Below are 13,874 nucleotides of genomic sequence, written 5' to 3' on the forward strand. Positions count from 1 at the left end.
CAAGCGATCACGGCCCGGTCAATCGACCGTTGACGTCGGCTCGAGATCCAGGGCCAGTGCGAGGGCGGTGGCGATGTGGTCGGCGTGGGCGGGCAGGTGGTGGGTGAGCCACTTCGCGGCCAAGGCGTGGAAGGCGGTGAGATCGCGCGCTACTTGGGTGAGCAGGTGGCGGCATTCGGCGATCGGTAGGTCGATCGTCGGGCTGTCGTCGGTTTCCGTGTCGGTGGTCAGGCGGATGAGGTCGCCGTGGCGTTCGGCGTGCGGGCTGGGGTCGTGGCCGAAGTCGGCCCAGCCGGTCCCCTCGACGACGTGGCGCAGGCCGCGCCAGGCGTCGGTGCTTGAGCAGCAGCCCGGGGTGAACACGACGCCGGTGGGGCTGACTGCCCGGAGGCCGCCTGGTGCCACGGCGGAGGCGGGGTTGAGGGCGAGGATGCCGTACAGGTACGACCCGAGTGGGTCAGAGGGGCGGGTGCGGCTGTCCTGGGGTTCGACGTCGTTGTAGCCGATGAACCGCATCATCGCCGTTCCGACCTCGGCGGGTGTCAGGTCGCCGCCGAGTTCCAGGTGTCCATCCTCGGACTTGACGACCGACCACAGATCGAAGCCGCCAGGTGGGTAAACCTGCAGGACAGGCCGCATTGTGGTCATGGCGGCGAGTGTTGTGCATCTCCCGGGACCCGCGCTGCCGGTTTTCCCCTGGACGGCGCGGTGGTCTGCGTGGAAGATAGTCTGTAGTACAGACGATCTGGATTGAAGACTTTCCTTGAGGGGATGCCATGACTTTGCTGCGCGTCGACAGCTCGATTCGCGTCGAAGGGTCGGTCAGCCGGGCGGTGGCGGACACCGTGGTCGACGGATGGCGGGGCGCGGTGCCCGGCGGCCGGGTGGTGCGCCGCGACCTCGCCGACGGCCACATCGGCGGCGGCGCCTGGGCCAACTCGCTGGCCGGGCGGGCGTTGGGTGAGCGGGAGCGGACCGGGGCCCAGCGGTCGGCCATCGCGCTGGCGACGGCGGTGGCGGACGAGCTGGCCGCGGCGGACTCGATCGTGGTCGCGACGTCGCTGTACAACTTCGGCGTGTCGCAGCACGTGAAGGCGTGGGTGGACCTGCTGATCACGGACCCGCGGTTCGCACCGGGCAGCGCGCCGCTGACGGGCAAGCCGCTGGCCCTGGTGATCGCCCGCGGCGGCGGCTACGGCCCCGGCACCCCGCGCGAGGGGTGGGACCACGCGACGCCGTGGCTGGTGCGGATCTTCCAGGACGTGCTGGGGGCGGAGGTGTCGGTGGTGGCCGCGGAGCTGACGCTGGCCGAGGTGAACCCGGCGATGGCGGACCTGGTCCCGCTGGCCAAGCAGTCGACGGCCGCCGCGCACGACCTGGCCGCCACCACCGGTCGCGCCTTCGCCGACCGCGCCAGGGTCGCCTGACCGCAGACCACCTGGCATGGCAAGGGTTTCGACATCCCCGGACGCGGACACAACGCGGCGGTCGGGAAGTCACCGCTGTCGCGCACTGCCGACGGAGCGGCACGGGTATGCGGGCCGCTGAACGATCGGCGGTATGCCGGGTGAGGTGCGCGGGTCGTCGGCGAGGAAACGGCCGGCGACGACGATTCCGCTGTTGATGTGCGCATGGCCGCGTCGGGCGGTGGTTGTCGCGACCAGACCTGTCCGGAAACGCCGCGCGCCTTGATCACCGGGTGCGGTCGACTGCGCGCCGATGCGTGTGTGGCGCGGTCGGGTCGCGCGGCCAGTCCTGTCCGCGATGCTCAGGATCCGGTGTGTGGTCGAGGGACTGAGCGGGCAGCAGGCCCAGCGGCGAGTCGACCGACCTGCCGTTCGACACGATTCGGACCGCCCAACGGGCAGGACGACCGCACCGCGAAGACCACGGTGTGGACTCCGGGCTTCCACCGAGCAGGCGCGGGGTCAGGGCGACGCGGGAGAACCGGGTGGCAGGACAGGAACATCAAGGCGAGGTGCCGTGTGCCAGGGTCTCGGGCACCGCGTCGACAGCGCGGCGCGATGCGGTAGCGCGGGTAGCGCGATGACTCCGGGCGTTGGTGGGCGGTTGCCCACCAACGCCCGGAGCGGTGTCGGTCAGCCGATCCCGGCGGCGTCCATGCCGCGCAGTTCGCGTTTGAGGTCGTGGATCTCGTCGCGGAGGCGGGCGGCCAGTTCGAACTGGAGGTCGCGGGCGGCGTTCATCATCTGGTCGGTCAGCTGCTGGACCAGGTCCGCCAGTTCGGCGCGCGGCATGGACTTGACGTCGCGGTCGGCGGCGACGACGCCCGCGCTGCGGCCCGGTTCGCCGGTGGCGCGCTTGCCCCGGGAGGTGTTGCGGCCCGAGCCGCCGATGGGGACCGCGTCGCCGCTGTCCTCGGCCTCGGTGTAGACGCGGTCGAGGATGTCGGCGATCTTCTTGCGCAGCGGCTGCGGGTCGATGCCGCGTTCGGTGTTGTACGCGGTCTGCTTGGCGCGCCGCCGGTCGGTCTCGTCGATGGCGTGCCGCATCGAGTCGGTGATCTTGTCCGCGTACATGTGGACCTGGCCGGACACGTTGCGGGCCGCGCGGCCGATGGTCTGGATCAGCGAGGTGCCGCTGCGCAGGAAGCCCTCCTTGTCCGCGTCGAGGATGGCGACGAGCGACACCTCCGGCAGGTCGAGGCCCTCGCGCAGCAGGTTGATGCCGATCAGCACGTCGTAGTCGCCCGCGCGCAGCTGGCGCAGCAGCTCGATGCGGCGCAGGGTGTCCACCTCGGAGTGCAGGTAGCGCACGCGGACGCCGAGTTCGAGCAGGTAGTCGGTGAGGTCCTCGGCCATCTTCTTGGTCAGCGTGGTGACCAGGACCCGCTCGTCGCGCTCGGCGCGGACGCGGATCTCGTGGACCAGGTCGTCGATCTGGCCCTCGGTCGGCTTGATGACGACCTCCGGGTCGATCAGGCCGGTGGGCCGGATGACCTGCTCGACGAACTCGCCGCCCGCCTGCCCCATCTCGTACGGGCCGGGGGTGGCCGACAGGTACACCGTCTGGCCGATGCGCTGGGTGAACTCCTCCCAGGTCAGCGGCCGGTTGTCGACCGCGCTGGGCAGCCGGAAGCCGTGCTCGACGAGGTTGCGCTTGCGGGACATGTCGCCCTCGTACATGCCGCCGATCTGCGGGACCGTCACGTGCGACTCGTCGATGACCAGCAGGAAGTCGTCCGGGAAGTAGTCGATCAGGGTGGCGGGGGCGGTGCCCGCGCCGCGGCCGTCGATGTGCCGGGAGTAGTTCTCGATGCCGGAGCAGAACCCGACCTGGCGCATCATCTCGATGTCGTACGCGGTGCGCATGCGCAGCCGCTGCGCCTCCAGCAGCTTGCCCTGCCGCTCCAGCTCGGCCAGCCGCTCCTCCAGCTCGGCCTCGATGCCGACGATGGCGCGTTCCATCCGCTCGGGCCCGGCCGTGTAGTGGGTGGCGGGGAAGATCCGCAGCTCCTGGCACTCGCGGACGATGTCGCCGGTGAGCGGGTGCAGGTAGTACAGCTTGTCGATCTCGTCGCCGAAGAACTCGATGCGGATGGCCAGTTCCTCGTACGCCGGGATGATCTCCACCGTGTCGCCGCGGACCCGGAAGGTGCCGCGCGCGAAGGCGATGTCGTTGCGCGCGTACTGCACGTCGACCAGGGCGCGCAGGAACAGGTCGCGGTCGAGCTCCTCGCCGGTCTTGAGGCCGATCGAGCGGTCCACGTAGGACTGCGGGGTGCCGAGGCCGTAGATGCAGGACACCGAGGCCACCACGATCACGTCGCGGCGGGAGAGCAGGCTCATCGTCGCCGAGTGGCGCAGCCGCTCGACGTCGTCGTTGATCGACGAGTCCTTCTCGATGTAGGTGTCGGTCTGCGGGATGTACGCCTCGGGCTGGTAGTAGTCGTAGTAGCTGACGAAGTACTCGACCGCGTTGTCGGGGAAGAAGTCGCGCAGCTCGTTGGCCAGCTGGGCGGCGAGGGTCTTGTTGGGCGCCATGACCAGCGTGGGGCGCTGGACCCGCTCGATCAGCCACGCGGTGGTGGCCGACTTGCCGGTGCCGGTGGCGCCGAGCAGGACGACGTCCTCCTCGCCCGCGCGGACCCGCCGCTCCAGCTCGTCGATGGCGGCGGGCTGGTCGCCCGCGGGCTGGTAGTCCGCGGCCATGCGGAACTTCCCGTCGGCACGGGGGATGTCGCCGACGGGACGGTGCTCGGAGTGCGCCAACACGGGGTGCTCGGTCGGAAAGGCCACGCCCTGAGGCTACGCCCGCCCCCCGACAATCCCGGACGAGCTGTCCACAGCCCCCTCGCGAGCCGGCAGCCCTGGCGGCCCACCCACCACAAGGCCCACCCACCACAAGGCCCACCCACCACAAGGCCCACCCACCACAAGGCCCACCCACCACAAGGCCCACCCACCACAAGGCCCACCCACCACAAGGCCCACCCACCACGGGGGCCTCCACTTTCGCCATTCTACCGGCTTGATCAGGGAAAAGGGCTTGAGTCGATCTTGCCTGTGGACAACTCCTGTCGCTCAGGCGGGTGAACCACAGGGCGTCAGCCGCAGTCGCAGCAACACCCGTCGCAGCAGCAGCCGTCGCAACCGTCGCAGCCGCTGCAGCAGTCGCAGCTGCCGCAGTCGCAGTTGCTGCACCAGCCGGACTTGGGTTCGCCGGTCCACGGGTCGTGGTAGGGGTCGGCGCAGCAGTACTGGCAGGTGCAGCAGAGGACGAGGGCCACACCGCAGCCGGCGGGGCCGCTGCGGCGCTTGCCCCAGCGGGGCGGTTCCGGCTTCGGCGGCTGGTTGGGGTTGGGGGGCTGCTGGTGCGGGGGCTGGCCGGGGTGGCGGTGGCCGTGGGGGGTGCCCGCCTGCCGGTGGCCGAAGGTGCGGGTGACCGCGGCGGACAACTCGTGGACGAGCAGCGCGTGCACTAGGCCGTCGTCGGCGAACTCGGCTTCCTTGAGGGCCAGCTTGACGCCGAACACGGCGTCGTCGCAGAGCCTGCGGGCCTCGGTGAGCGGGGTCGCGGTGGCCGCGAGCGGGTTCCACGCGCCCGCCGCGGCGTCGTCGTCGAGGTCCTCCACGGCGTCGAGCAGGTGCGCGACGCGACCGAAGAGGCGCCCGGCCTCGGTCAGCGGCGCGACGTTGCCCGGTCGACCGGAGAGCACCGCGGTGTGCGCGAAGGCGGCGGCGGTCGCGGTCTCCGTCGGCTCGGTGGCCAGCAGGACCGACGAGCCCGACGGCAGGCCGGACTCCAGCTCGGACTGGCGGTCGACGGCGTCGAGCAGGACCGCGGTGGCGAACCCGACGCCCTCCCCGGTGCGCGCGCCCTGGCCCGCCCAGCGCTTGGCGACCCGGCGGGCCACGCCCGCGATCGGGGCGCGGGCGAAGGCGCCGTCGCGGTCGGCGACGTGGTCGCGGACCTTGGCGGAGGCGAGCACCAGGGACACCGCGGCGGCCAGCTTGGCGCCCGCCCCCTCGGCGACCGGCGCGGACCGCATGCCGCGCAGCGGGCAGGGCCCGGCGATGCGGCGACCGCCGACCGTCGGGGACTGCGCCTCTACGAGCGCGGAGATGACCAGACCGTCGTAGTTGGTCACGGTGCGCGCGAGGTGGCCGTGGTCGTCGCGCAGCGCGAGGCAGAGCCCGCACAGGTGCGCCATCCACGACGTCTGCAGAGTGGGCGACAGGCGGTGGCGACAAGGCCTAATGATCCCGAACAACGCTGGCTGACCTTCCGACGACGCGTACCCCGACCGGGGCGGGAGCTTAGTCGCGCGTCACCCGTACGGGGGTAGAAAATCAGCCAAAAGGTCTGTGCTGTGACCGGGGGTCGTGGGCACGATGGCGGCATGCTGCCGAACCACGCCATCCCGGTGCCCCCGGCCCGCGGTCACGAGCTCGCGCACGAGGTCCACCCGCCCAAGGTGGAGCTGTTCGACCCGGCGGCGATGACGAACACGGACCCGAAGGGGTACGTGCGGCGGGTCGACGTGTTCCGGGTCCACGACCACGGCCTGTACATGTCCCGCCCGGTCGAGGGACACGCGCGGATCGCCCACTTCGAGTCGCTGGTGTTGCCGGACGCGGGCCTGCGGGTGTCGAAGTGGCGGGGCAGGCCGGGGGTCGACCTCGGGCACGACTACTACATCGACGTAGTGGACGTGAGCGGCGCGGGCGGCGGGGTGTGGATGACCGTCGACCTGTACCTGGACGTGCTCGTGCGCACCGGCCGCGACCTGCGGGTGGAGGACTCGGACGAGCTGCTGGCGGCGCTGCGCGCGGGACTGCTCGACGTCTCGGCGGCGCGGCGGGCGATGGAGCGCGCGTACGCGGTGGTGGACGCCGTGGCGCGCGCGGGGTACGACGTCGACGCGTGGCTGACCAGCGCGGGAATCCCCGTGCCGTGGGAAACCCACTAGTGGCGGACCGGGTGTGAGGTCAACTGTCCGTCAGGGGTTCGTGGCCGCGTTCGCCGGAAAGATATCGGAGAGCGCACGACTCGTTACATAACGAATCGACCCCGAAGATCACGGAGCGCACCTCCGCGACTACGCTCTGGCCGCGTGGGCACGACGATCACTCCCCAGCTGGTCGACATCGTCGACACGGTGACGGCGGTACGCAGCTACTCCTCCGGCATGACCCGCGCGTTGCGGACCTGCCAGGTGGAGCGGTGGGGGTTGCGCATGGAGTGCCCCACACCGGAGGACCCGTTCTACGACTCCGAGGTCACCTGGCTGCTCCCCCAGCTCAACCTGCGCCTGACCCAGTCGCGCCCCCGGTCGCGGCACGCGCGCGGCGGGCCGAGCGTGCTCACCGCGGTGCGGGTTCTGCGCGACGGCCGGACCTGGCGCACGACCGACCTGCTGCTCGGGCTCGCCGCCCCCGGCGGGACGACGGCGCGGATCGTGCGGTCGGAGGAGTTCGCGGCGGCGGTGGCCGGTCGGGTGCTGCGGGTCGGCGACGCGGACCTGGCGCTGTGCACGGTGCACCAGACGCTGGAGGAGCTGAGCCGCTTCCGGCACGACCTGTCGTCGTGGCTGGCGTACAAGCACGTGTTCGAGGTCTGGCCGCCGTTCTAGGAGGTCGGCGCGGTGCTCGCGCCGTCGGGGGTGACCAGGAAACGCTGGTCGGCCTGGTCGGCGCACGGCCGCAGGGTGATCCCGGCGCCGTTCCCGGTGCCGTCGACGGCGACGCAGTCCCCGCTGTCGGCTTGGCGCACCCGGTAGTCGTTCGACTCGACGGCGAAGCGCTCGACGCGGAACAGCTGCTCCCGCCGGTTGGCCGAGCAGGAGTCCTGGGGCTCCAGCAGTCGCCCGTCCTTGACGTTGATGACGGTCAAGCACCCCAACACCTTTTCGACGGGGTGCTCCCACTCGATGTGGACCAGGTCGCCGTGGGCGGGTTTCAGCAGCGTGCGCGGGCCGGGCGCGGCGCACGAGTCCTGGACCACGACCTCGCTCCCGTACCGCTGCGCGCGGTCGTGGCCCGCGGTGACGCATAGGTCCGGCGTGGAGAACGGGTGGATGACCACCCAGAAATCCGCCTGGGACACGGCCAACACGGGTTGGGTCGGCACCGGCCCCGCCGGTTTTCCCGTACCGCCTTCGGTTTCTCCCGGCGACAACGCGTAGATGGCCCCCGCCGCCAACACACACCCGACCCCGCCCAACGCGAAGAGGCGCTTGGCGCGCCCACGCGGCGCCTCGACGGGCAGAGGTTCCGGAGCGCTTTCCGGTTCCGCGGGGACCACTGGCAGCGGGCCGACCGCGAGGCGTTCGTAGGTCTTCATCCACGCCGCCAACCGCGGTTCCTCGCCGCACGCCCGCAGGAACGTGCCGACCTGTTCCGCCCGGGGCAGCACGGGACGCCGGAGCATGTCGGCCACGGTGCTGCGGGCGAGTACGGCTCCCCGCGCCCGAGCAGCGCTTTCCAGTTGCCTGAGGGTCAAACCAGAGCGTTGTCTCAGTTCCCGCATCGCCGCCATGAACTCCGCGACACTGCGGATGCCCTCGGGATCGAGAGGTGCCTGCTGCACGCGTACACAGCGGGCAAGGTGATCGAGGCCAAGTGGGGCGACCGGCAGGGCTGGGGCGTGTCCATCGACATGGGCGGCGGCTACAAGACCTACTACTTCCACATGACCGCCGAGCCGAAGGTCAAGGACGGCCAGAGGGTCAAGCAGGGGCAGTTGCTCGGCTACGTCGGTGACACCGGCCAGGCCAAGGGCAACCCGCACCTGCACTACACCGTCACCAAGGACGACAAGGGCATCAAGCCCGTCTTCAACGGCAAGACCCAATGCCGGTCGGTTAGGTGGTTTCGGCTGGTCGGCGGCGGTGTCGGGTCTTGCTGGGCGGGGTGAGGGTGATGTTCGAGTGAGGTGGTCGGCTGTTTCGGAGTTGTTGTCGGTGTCGTGCGCGTTTGACCGGGAAGTTGCTCATTTTCCGTTTGATCACCCGCGGGTAGCTCCGGTGGCGGCGTTCCGGGTTGATCTCGCTGCCGACCTCGATCAGCAACATCCGATAGTGGTCATCGCTGTGCGTGAGGGGGGAAAGATCCCGGCGCCCAGATACGGGACCGGATGACGCGTACCGTGTTTTTGTGTGAGATCCGATCAGGATCGAGCTTCGCGTGATCGGCGGCGTCGACCTGCACACACATCGTGGCGTAGTGCACCGCCAGATGCGCCCAGAACTCCTGCCGTACCCCGTCGGGCGATTTCGACCGGAAGATCTTCTCGGTATTGAGTTGGACACTCTTGATCTGTTTGAGGAAGCCCTCGATGTCCCACCGTTCGTGATAGAGCGCGGCCAGTTCCTTCGCGGGCGCCAGAAGCGGGTCCAGGATCGTGGTCACCAACCGATACACCTCCTCCGTCCACGGCAATCGGTACTCGATCAGCCGTAGCCGGAAAGATGGTTGGCCCGAACTCCTCGGCGGGGTGATCTCGGCGATACAGGAACCGTCCGATAGTCTCTCCACCGGCCGTGGGGCGAGGTTCGCGGTCACTCTCCACAGCAGGTCGGCGCCGGTATCCACGGCCTTGGCCCAGCGACGGGACGAGTAGATGTGCCGGTCGGCCAACACCAGCATGCCCGGCCGCAATGAAGAGAACATCTCCTCGATCAACATCGTTTCCGCGGCGGCATAGCCATCCATCCGGGCATCGAATACCGCGTGGGTTCCCAACTCGACCACACACGCCGCTTGAATCTGAGGATACGCCGTCTTTCCCTCGCCGCGCCCTGAACCGGGTCGCCCGAACTCGCGATCGTTCTCCTCGGTATCCGGCACCGTGAACGTCGTCCCGTCAACCGCTGTCAACAACCAATCCCCATACCACGCGCCTATCGTCTCCCGGCACGCTCTCGGTCGTATCACCGCCCGCACCGCGGTCTCCATCGGCTCCGAACCCAGACGACGACGAGCATCACCGATCGAACCGGTCGTCGGTACCCGATAGCCCTGCCCTCCACGACCGAACGCCGACATGAGAATCTTCATCGTCGACCGGTACGACTCATTCGGGAAAAGACACAAAGCAAGCGTGAAATAGAAGACCAACCGAGCAGGCAATGCGCGGGTCCGCTGTTCCCGACGCCAATACTGGTCAATGACCCGATCGACCAACTCCACCGGAAACATCCGAGTCAGCACACCAACCGCAGCCCGGTCGGCCAGACCGCCGCCCTCGCGCACACCCAACCCAAGATCCACCACAGCAGGCTACAGCCCCGCCATGACCTAACCGACCGGCATTGCGGCAAGACCCACAAGGCCGGTGACGTGGTCCGCAGCAAGAACAGTTGCTGAGACCGGGCGGTGGGGTGCGAGAGGGAGCGCGCCCCACCGCCGCTCAGGCGGGCGTCCAGCCCGTGGCGGCGGCCCAGGCGGTGGCGCGGGGGATGGCGCGGTCGAACCAGGGTTCCTTGTCCGTGCCGTACTCGGGGATGGTGTCGGCGCCGCCGACCAGGCCGCGCTTGAGGGCGGCGTACTCGGCGCGAGCGGCCTCGTCGGCGCGCAGCCAGGCCGGGAACAGCAGGGTGTAGCGGGCGAACGGGGAGTCCGCGGCGCGGACGTGCACGTTGGCCCAGCGGGCCGGGTCGGCCGAGGCGTGGGTGCGCTTGGGGGTTTCCGGGCCGCCGGGCGGGTGCGGGGAGTCGCGGTCGAAACCCGGTACGCGCGGGAAGCCCGCGGCGGCCAGCGGCTCGTCGAGCGAGTCGTCCAAGGTGGGGACGGTGACCTGGAAGTCGAGCACGTCCTTGGCGGCCAGCCCCGGCACCGACGTGGACCCGACGTGGTCGACGCGGACCGCCTTGTCGCCCACCGCGAGCCGCAGCCTGCCGAGCACCCGTTCCGCCTGGGACGGCCAGGTGAGGTCGTAGTCGACCAGGGTGGGGGCGCCGCGGTCGGTGTGGCGTCGCAGTCGGACGTTCGCCTCGAACGGCAGCAGCCGCCCGTCCCACAGCGCGTCGACGGCCTCGGCGGTCCGCTCCGGGGCGCCGCCGTTGTCGAGCCAGACGTCGGCGACCGCCCGGCGCGCGCACTCGGTGGCCTGCGCGGCGATCCGGGCGCGCGCGTCCGCCTCGGCCATGCCCCGGTGCTCGACCAGCCTGCGCACCCGCACGTCGACGGGGGTGTCGACGACGACCACCAGGTGGTAGAGCGGCGCCATCCCGTTCTCCACCAGCAGCGGCACGTCCTGCACCACTACGGCGTCGGCGGGCGCCGCGGCGGCGAGTTCGGCGGCGCGGTCGCGGACCCGGGGGTGCACGATCGCGTTGAGCCGCTGCCGGGCGGTCTCGTCGGAGAACACAATGGACGCCAGGGCCGGGCGGTCGAGGTCGCCCTCCGCGGTGCGGACGTCCGGTCCGAACGCGGCGACGACGTCGGCCAGCCCGTCGGTGCCCCGGGCGACGACCTCGCGGGCGACGCGGTCGGAGTCGATGACCACCGCCCCCCGCTCGGCCAGTCTCGTGGCGACCGTGGACTTGCCTGACCCGATCCCGCCTGTGAGGCCGACGCGCAGCATGGGGCCGCATTCTTCCAGGCGACCCCGGGCACCCGTGCCGGGAGTCGCCGGTAGCGGACCGGGACACGCCGACCACTTCCGGCGTTTTCGCACGTGAGCCGGTTACGGTGGGTCCAGCGAAGGTCACCCTTGCGGAGGAACTGATGCACGAGACGAGTCACGGAAGGCACCGGCTCGGCACGCCGGGGCTGGTGCACTGCGTCGAGCACCGCCCCGTCGCCGCCGCCCTCGCCGAACTCCGCCGGAACTGGTGGTCGACGATCGTGGTGCCCGCCCGGCACAGCCTGGCCGGTCTGCGCTGGCGCGCCGCCGAGGCCGCGCTGGAGCGGGTCTGGGCCCCCTCGGAGCGCGCCGCCTAGCCGCGCAGCGCCCGGTCGGCGAGCGCCCCGAGCACGTCGGCGGCCCGGTCTGCCGGAACGAGCGCGGCGGTCGCCGTGATCGAGACGGTCACCTTCCCGTGCGCGACGACGAGCGAGCGGGTCGTCCCGTCGAGCAGGAATCCCTTGTCCGCGCCCACGGCCACCTCGACGGGCGCGGTCCCCTTGTCGCGTTCGGCGTCGACGGTCTCCCGAACGCGCTTGAGGGCGGACGAGGAGTCCACATAGCCCGCCAGCCCGACGGTGAGCACGGCGGCGGAGTTGGGTTGTCCCTCGGGGACGCCGTAGTAGCAGTCGATGCGACCGGTGCGACCGATGCTCTGGAGCGCCACGCCGACGACGGCCTCGGTGCGCCCGGTGACCACGGAGTCGAGGGTCCGGTCGAGGTCGTCACGGGTGAGGACCTTGCCGCACGAATCGGGCACCGTCCGCTCACCACGGGGCGCCGGGGCGGTCGTAGTGGTGAACACCGGCAGCGCGGCGTTGCTCGGCGGTGGTTGGGCGGGCGGCGTGGAGGTGCACCCGGCCACGAGGACCGCTGCGAGCCCCACGGGCAGGATGACGCGCATCGCCACACGGTAGATCGGGCGGGGCCGAGGAGGAAGGCGGAAGCGGTGGCGTCACTGGGAATGGTCACGCTGGTGGTGCGCTCGTACGACGAGGCGCTGGGGTTCTTCGTGGGGGCGCTCGGGTTCACGGTGGTCCGGGACCACGACCTGGGCGACGGAAAGCGGTGGGTGGTGGTGGCGCCGCCTGGTGGTGGAGCGGCGTTGCTGTTGGCGCGGGCGGTGGGCGCGGAGCAGGAGGCGGCGGTGGGACGGCAGACGGGCGGCCGGGTGGGGTGGTTCCTGGAGACGGACTCGTTCGCGCGCGACCACGCCCGGATGCGGGCGGCGGGGGTGGTGTTCGAGGAGGAGCCGCGTCCGGAGCCGTACGGGGTGGTGGCGGTGTTCCGAGACCTGTACGGGAACCGGTGGGACCTGATCGAGCCCGCCTAGTCCCAATGCCGGTCGGTTAGGTGGTTTCGGCTGGTCGGCGGCGGTGTCGGGTCGTGCTGGGCGGGGTGAGGGTGATGTTCGAGTGGGGTGGTCGGCTGTTTCGGAGTTGTTGTCGGTGTCGTGCGCGTTTGACCGGGAAGTTGCTCATTTTCCGTTTGATCACCCGCGGGTAGCTCCGGTGGCGGCGTTCCGGGTTGATCTCGCTGCCGACCTCGATCGGCAACATCCGATAGTGGTCATCGCTGTGCGTGAGGGGGGAAAGATCCCGGCGCCCAGATACGGGACCGGATGACGCGTACCGTGTTTTTGTGTGAGATCCGATCAGGATCGAGCTTCGCGTGATCGGCGGCGTCGACCTGCACACACATCGTGGCGTAGTGCACCGCCAGATGCGCCCAGAACTCCTGCCGTACCCCGTCGGGCGATTTCGACCGGAAGATCTTCTCGGTATTGAGTTGGACACTCTTGATCTGTTTGAGGAAGCCCTCGATGTCCCACCGTTCGTGATAGAGCGCGGCCAGTTCCTTCGCGGGCGCCAGAAGCGGGTCCAGGATCGTGGTCACCAACCGATACACCTCCTCCGTCCACGGCAATCGGTACTCGATCAGCCGTAGCCGGAAAGATGGTTGGCCCGAACTCCTCGGCGGGGTGATCTCGGCGATACAGGAACCGTCCGATAGTCTCTCCACCGGCCGTGGGGCGAGGTTCGCGGTCACTCTCCACAGCAGGTCGGCTCCGGTATCCACGGCCTTGGCCCAGCGACGGGACGAGTAGATGTGCCGGTCGGCCAACACCAGCATACCCGGCCGCAATGAAGAGAACATCTCCTCGATCAACATCGTTTCCGCGGCGGCATAGCCATCCATCCGGGCATCGAATACCGCGTGGGTTCCCAACTCGACCACACACGCCGCTTGAATCTGAGGATACGCCGTCATTCCCTCGCCGCGCCCTGAACCGGGTCGCCCGAACTCGCGATCGTTCTCCTCGGTATCCGGCACCGTGAACGTCGTCCCGTCAACCGCTGTCAACAACCAATCCCCATACCACGCGCCTATTGTCTCCCGGCACGCTCTCGGTCGTATCACCGCCCGCACCGCGGTCTCCATCGGCTCCGAACCCAGACGACGACGAGCATCACCGATCGAACCGGTCGTCGGTACCCGATAGCCCTGCCCTCCACGACCGAACGCCGACATGAGAATCTTCATCGTCGACCGGTACGACTCATTCGGGAAAAGACACAAAGCAAGCGTGAAATAGAAGACCAACCGAGCAGGCAATGCGCGGGTCCGCTGTTCCCGACGCCAATACTGGTCAATGACCCGATCGACCAACTCCACCGGAAACATCCGAGTCAGCACACCAACCGCAGCTCGGTCGGCCAGACCGCCGCCCTCGCGCACACCCAACCCAAGATCCACCACCGCAGGCTACAGCCCCGCCATAA

14 protein-coding genes are annotated in these 13,874 nt (G+C 69.9%); 6 read left to right on the forward strand and 8 right to left on the reverse strand.

Annotated elements, in window-relative coordinates; all coding sequences use genetic code 11:
* Positions 1–18: 18 nt before the first annotated feature.
* Complete coding sequence (locus V5P93_RS25035; RefSeq protein ID WP_104483531.1) at positions 19–648, reverse strand: hypothetical protein; 630 nt, start codon at positions 646–648, stop codon at positions 19–21.
* A 128-nt stretch (positions 649–776) separates the two neighbouring features.
* Here V5P93_RS25035 and V5P93_RS25040 point away from each other — a divergent pair, with 128 nt between their 5' ends.
* Complete coding sequence (locus V5P93_RS25040) at positions 777–1,427, forward strand: FMN-dependent NADH-azoreductase (protein ID WP_104483530.1); 651 nt, start codon at positions 777–779, stop codon at positions 1,425–1,427.
* A gap of 672 nt (positions 1,428–2,099) precedes the next feature.
* On the opposite strand, the gene uvrB is transcribed toward V5P93_RS25040, so the two are convergent.
* Complete coding sequence (gene uvrB, locus V5P93_RS25045; protein WP_104483529.1) at positions 2,100–4,259, reverse strand: excinuclease ABC subunit UvrB; 2,160 nt, start codon at positions 4,257–4,259, stop codon at positions 2,100–2,102.
* Positions 4,260–4,567: 308 nt separating this feature from the next.
* A complete protein-coding gene (locus V5P93_RS25050) occupies positions 4,568–5,734 on the reverse strand; it encodes a DUF5685 family protein (RefSeq protein ID WP_104483528.1) in 1,167 nt (388 codons plus the stop codon).
* A gap of 129 nt (positions 5,735–5,863) precedes the next feature.
* Between V5P93_RS25050 and V5P93_RS25055 the strand changes: the two genes are divergently transcribed.
* Positions 5,864–6,433, forward strand: coding sequence for a DUF402 domain-containing protein (locus V5P93_RS25055; protein WP_104483527.1), 570 nt, complete (start codon positions 5,864–5,866; stop codon positions 6,431–6,433).
* A gap of 144 nt (positions 6,434–6,577) precedes the next feature.
* Entirely contained in the window at positions 6,578–7,096 is a 519-nt protein-coding gene (locus V5P93_RS25060; protein WP_104483526.1) for a DUF402 domain-containing protein, read from the forward strand.
* Here V5P93_RS25060 and V5P93_RS25065 read toward each other — a convergent pair.
* Positions 7,093–7,893, reverse strand: coding sequence for an RICIN domain-containing protein (locus V5P93_RS25065; protein ID WP_181043968.1), 801 nt, complete (start codon positions 7,891–7,893; stop codon positions 7,093–7,095). The genes V5P93_RS25060 and V5P93_RS25065 overlap by 4 nt on opposite strands.
* An 81-nt stretch (positions 7,894–7,974) precedes the next feature.
* On the opposite strand from V5P93_RS25065, the gene V5P93_RS25070 reads away from it, so the two are divergent.
* Complete coding sequence (locus V5P93_RS25070; protein WP_374065075.1) at positions 7,975–8,379, forward strand: peptidoglycan DD-metalloendopeptidase family protein; 405 nt, start codon at positions 7,975–7,977, stop codon at positions 8,377–8,379.
* 167 nt (positions 8,380–8,546) lie between these two features.
* On the opposite strand, the gene V5P93_RS25075 is transcribed toward V5P93_RS25070, so the two are convergent.
* Entirely contained in the window at positions 8,547–9,737 is a 1,191-nt protein-coding gene (locus V5P93_RS25075) for an IS4 family transposase (protein ID WP_374065076.1), read from the reverse strand.
* Between the two features lie 136 nt (positions 9,738–9,873).
* Complete coding sequence (gene coaE, locus V5P93_RS25080; RefSeq protein ID WP_104483680.1) at positions 9,874–11,049, reverse strand: dephospho-CoA kinase; 1,176 nt, start codon at positions 11,047–11,049, stop codon at positions 9,874–9,876.
* A 143-nt stretch (positions 11,050–11,192) separates the two neighbouring features.
* Between coaE and V5P93_RS25085 the strand changes: the two genes are divergently transcribed.
* A complete protein-coding gene (locus tag V5P93_RS25085; protein WP_104483681.1) occupies positions 11,193–11,408 on the forward strand; it encodes a hypothetical protein in 216 nt (71 codons plus the stop codon).
* Here V5P93_RS25085 and V5P93_RS25090 read toward each other — a convergent pair.
* Positions 11,405–11,995 carry a hypothetical protein gene (locus V5P93_RS25090; protein ID WP_146108424.1) on the reverse strand — a complete coding sequence of 197 codons (591 nt, stop codon included), beginning with the start codon at positions 11,993–11,995 and terminating at the stop codon, positions 11,405–11,407. The genes V5P93_RS25085 and V5P93_RS25090 overlap by 4 nt on opposite strands.
* Before the next feature lie 60 nt (positions 11,996–12,055).
* On the opposite strand from V5P93_RS25090, the gene V5P93_RS25095 reads away from it, so the two are divergent.
* Positions 12,056–12,424: a VOC family protein gene (locus tag V5P93_RS25095; RefSeq protein WP_219824218.1), complete on the forward strand. Its 369-nt coding sequence runs from the start codon at positions 12,056–12,058 to the stop codon at positions 12,422–12,424.
* A gap of 236 nt (positions 12,425–12,660) precedes the next feature.
* Here the strand turns inward: V5P93_RS25095 and V5P93_RS25100 are convergent, their stop codons facing one another.
* On the reverse strand, positions 12,661–13,830 hold the full coding sequence (locus V5P93_RS25100; RefSeq protein WP_374065849.1) for an IS4 family transposase: 1,170 nt from the start codon (positions 13,828–13,830) through the stop codon (positions 12,661–12,663).
* Between the last annotated feature and the right edge of the window lie 44 nt (positions 13,831–13,874).

This window comes from Actinokineospora auranticolor, from assembly GCF_041897805.1.
GTDB classification, from domain to species: Bacteria; Actinomycetota; Actinomycetes; order Mycobacteriales; family Pseudonocardiaceae; genus Actinokineospora; species Actinokineospora auranticolor.

What these genes read in the sequence shown, in the direction of transcription:
- V5P93_RS25035 (WP_104483531.1), bottom strand. Translation starts at nt 648, where the DNA reads ATGACCACAATGCGGCCTGTCCTGCAGGTTTACCCACCTGGCGGCTTC.
- V5P93_RS25040 (WP_104483530.1), top strand. Translation starts at nt 777, where the DNA reads ATGACTTTGCTGCGCGTCGACAGCTCGATTCGCGTCGAAGGGTCGGTC.
- V5P93_RS25055 (WP_104483527.1), top strand. Translation starts at nt 5,864, where the DNA reads ATGCTGCCGAACCACGCCATCCCGGTGCCCCCGGCCCGCGGTCACGAG.
- V5P93_RS25065 (WP_181043968.1), bottom strand. Translation starts at nt 7,893, where the DNA reads ATGCTCCGGCGTCCCGTGCTGCCCCGGGCGGAACAGGTCGGCACGTTC.
- coaE (WP_104483680.1), bottom strand. Translation starts at nt 11,049, where the DNA reads ATGCTGCGCGTCGGCCTCACAGGCGGGATCGGGTCAGGCAAGTCCACG.
- V5P93_RS25085 (WP_104483681.1), top strand. Translation starts at nt 11,193, where the DNA reads ATGCACGAGACGAGTCACGGAAGGCACCGGCTCGGCACGCCGGGGCTG.
- V5P93_RS25090 (WP_146108424.1), bottom strand. Translation starts at nt 11,995, where the DNA reads ATGCGCGTCATCCTGCCCGTGGGGCTCGCAGCGGTCCTCGTGGCCGGG.
- V5P93_RS25095 (WP_219824218.1), top strand. Translation starts at nt 12,056, where the DNA reads ATGGTCACGCTGGTGGTGCGCTCGTACGACGAGGCGCTGGGGTTCTTC.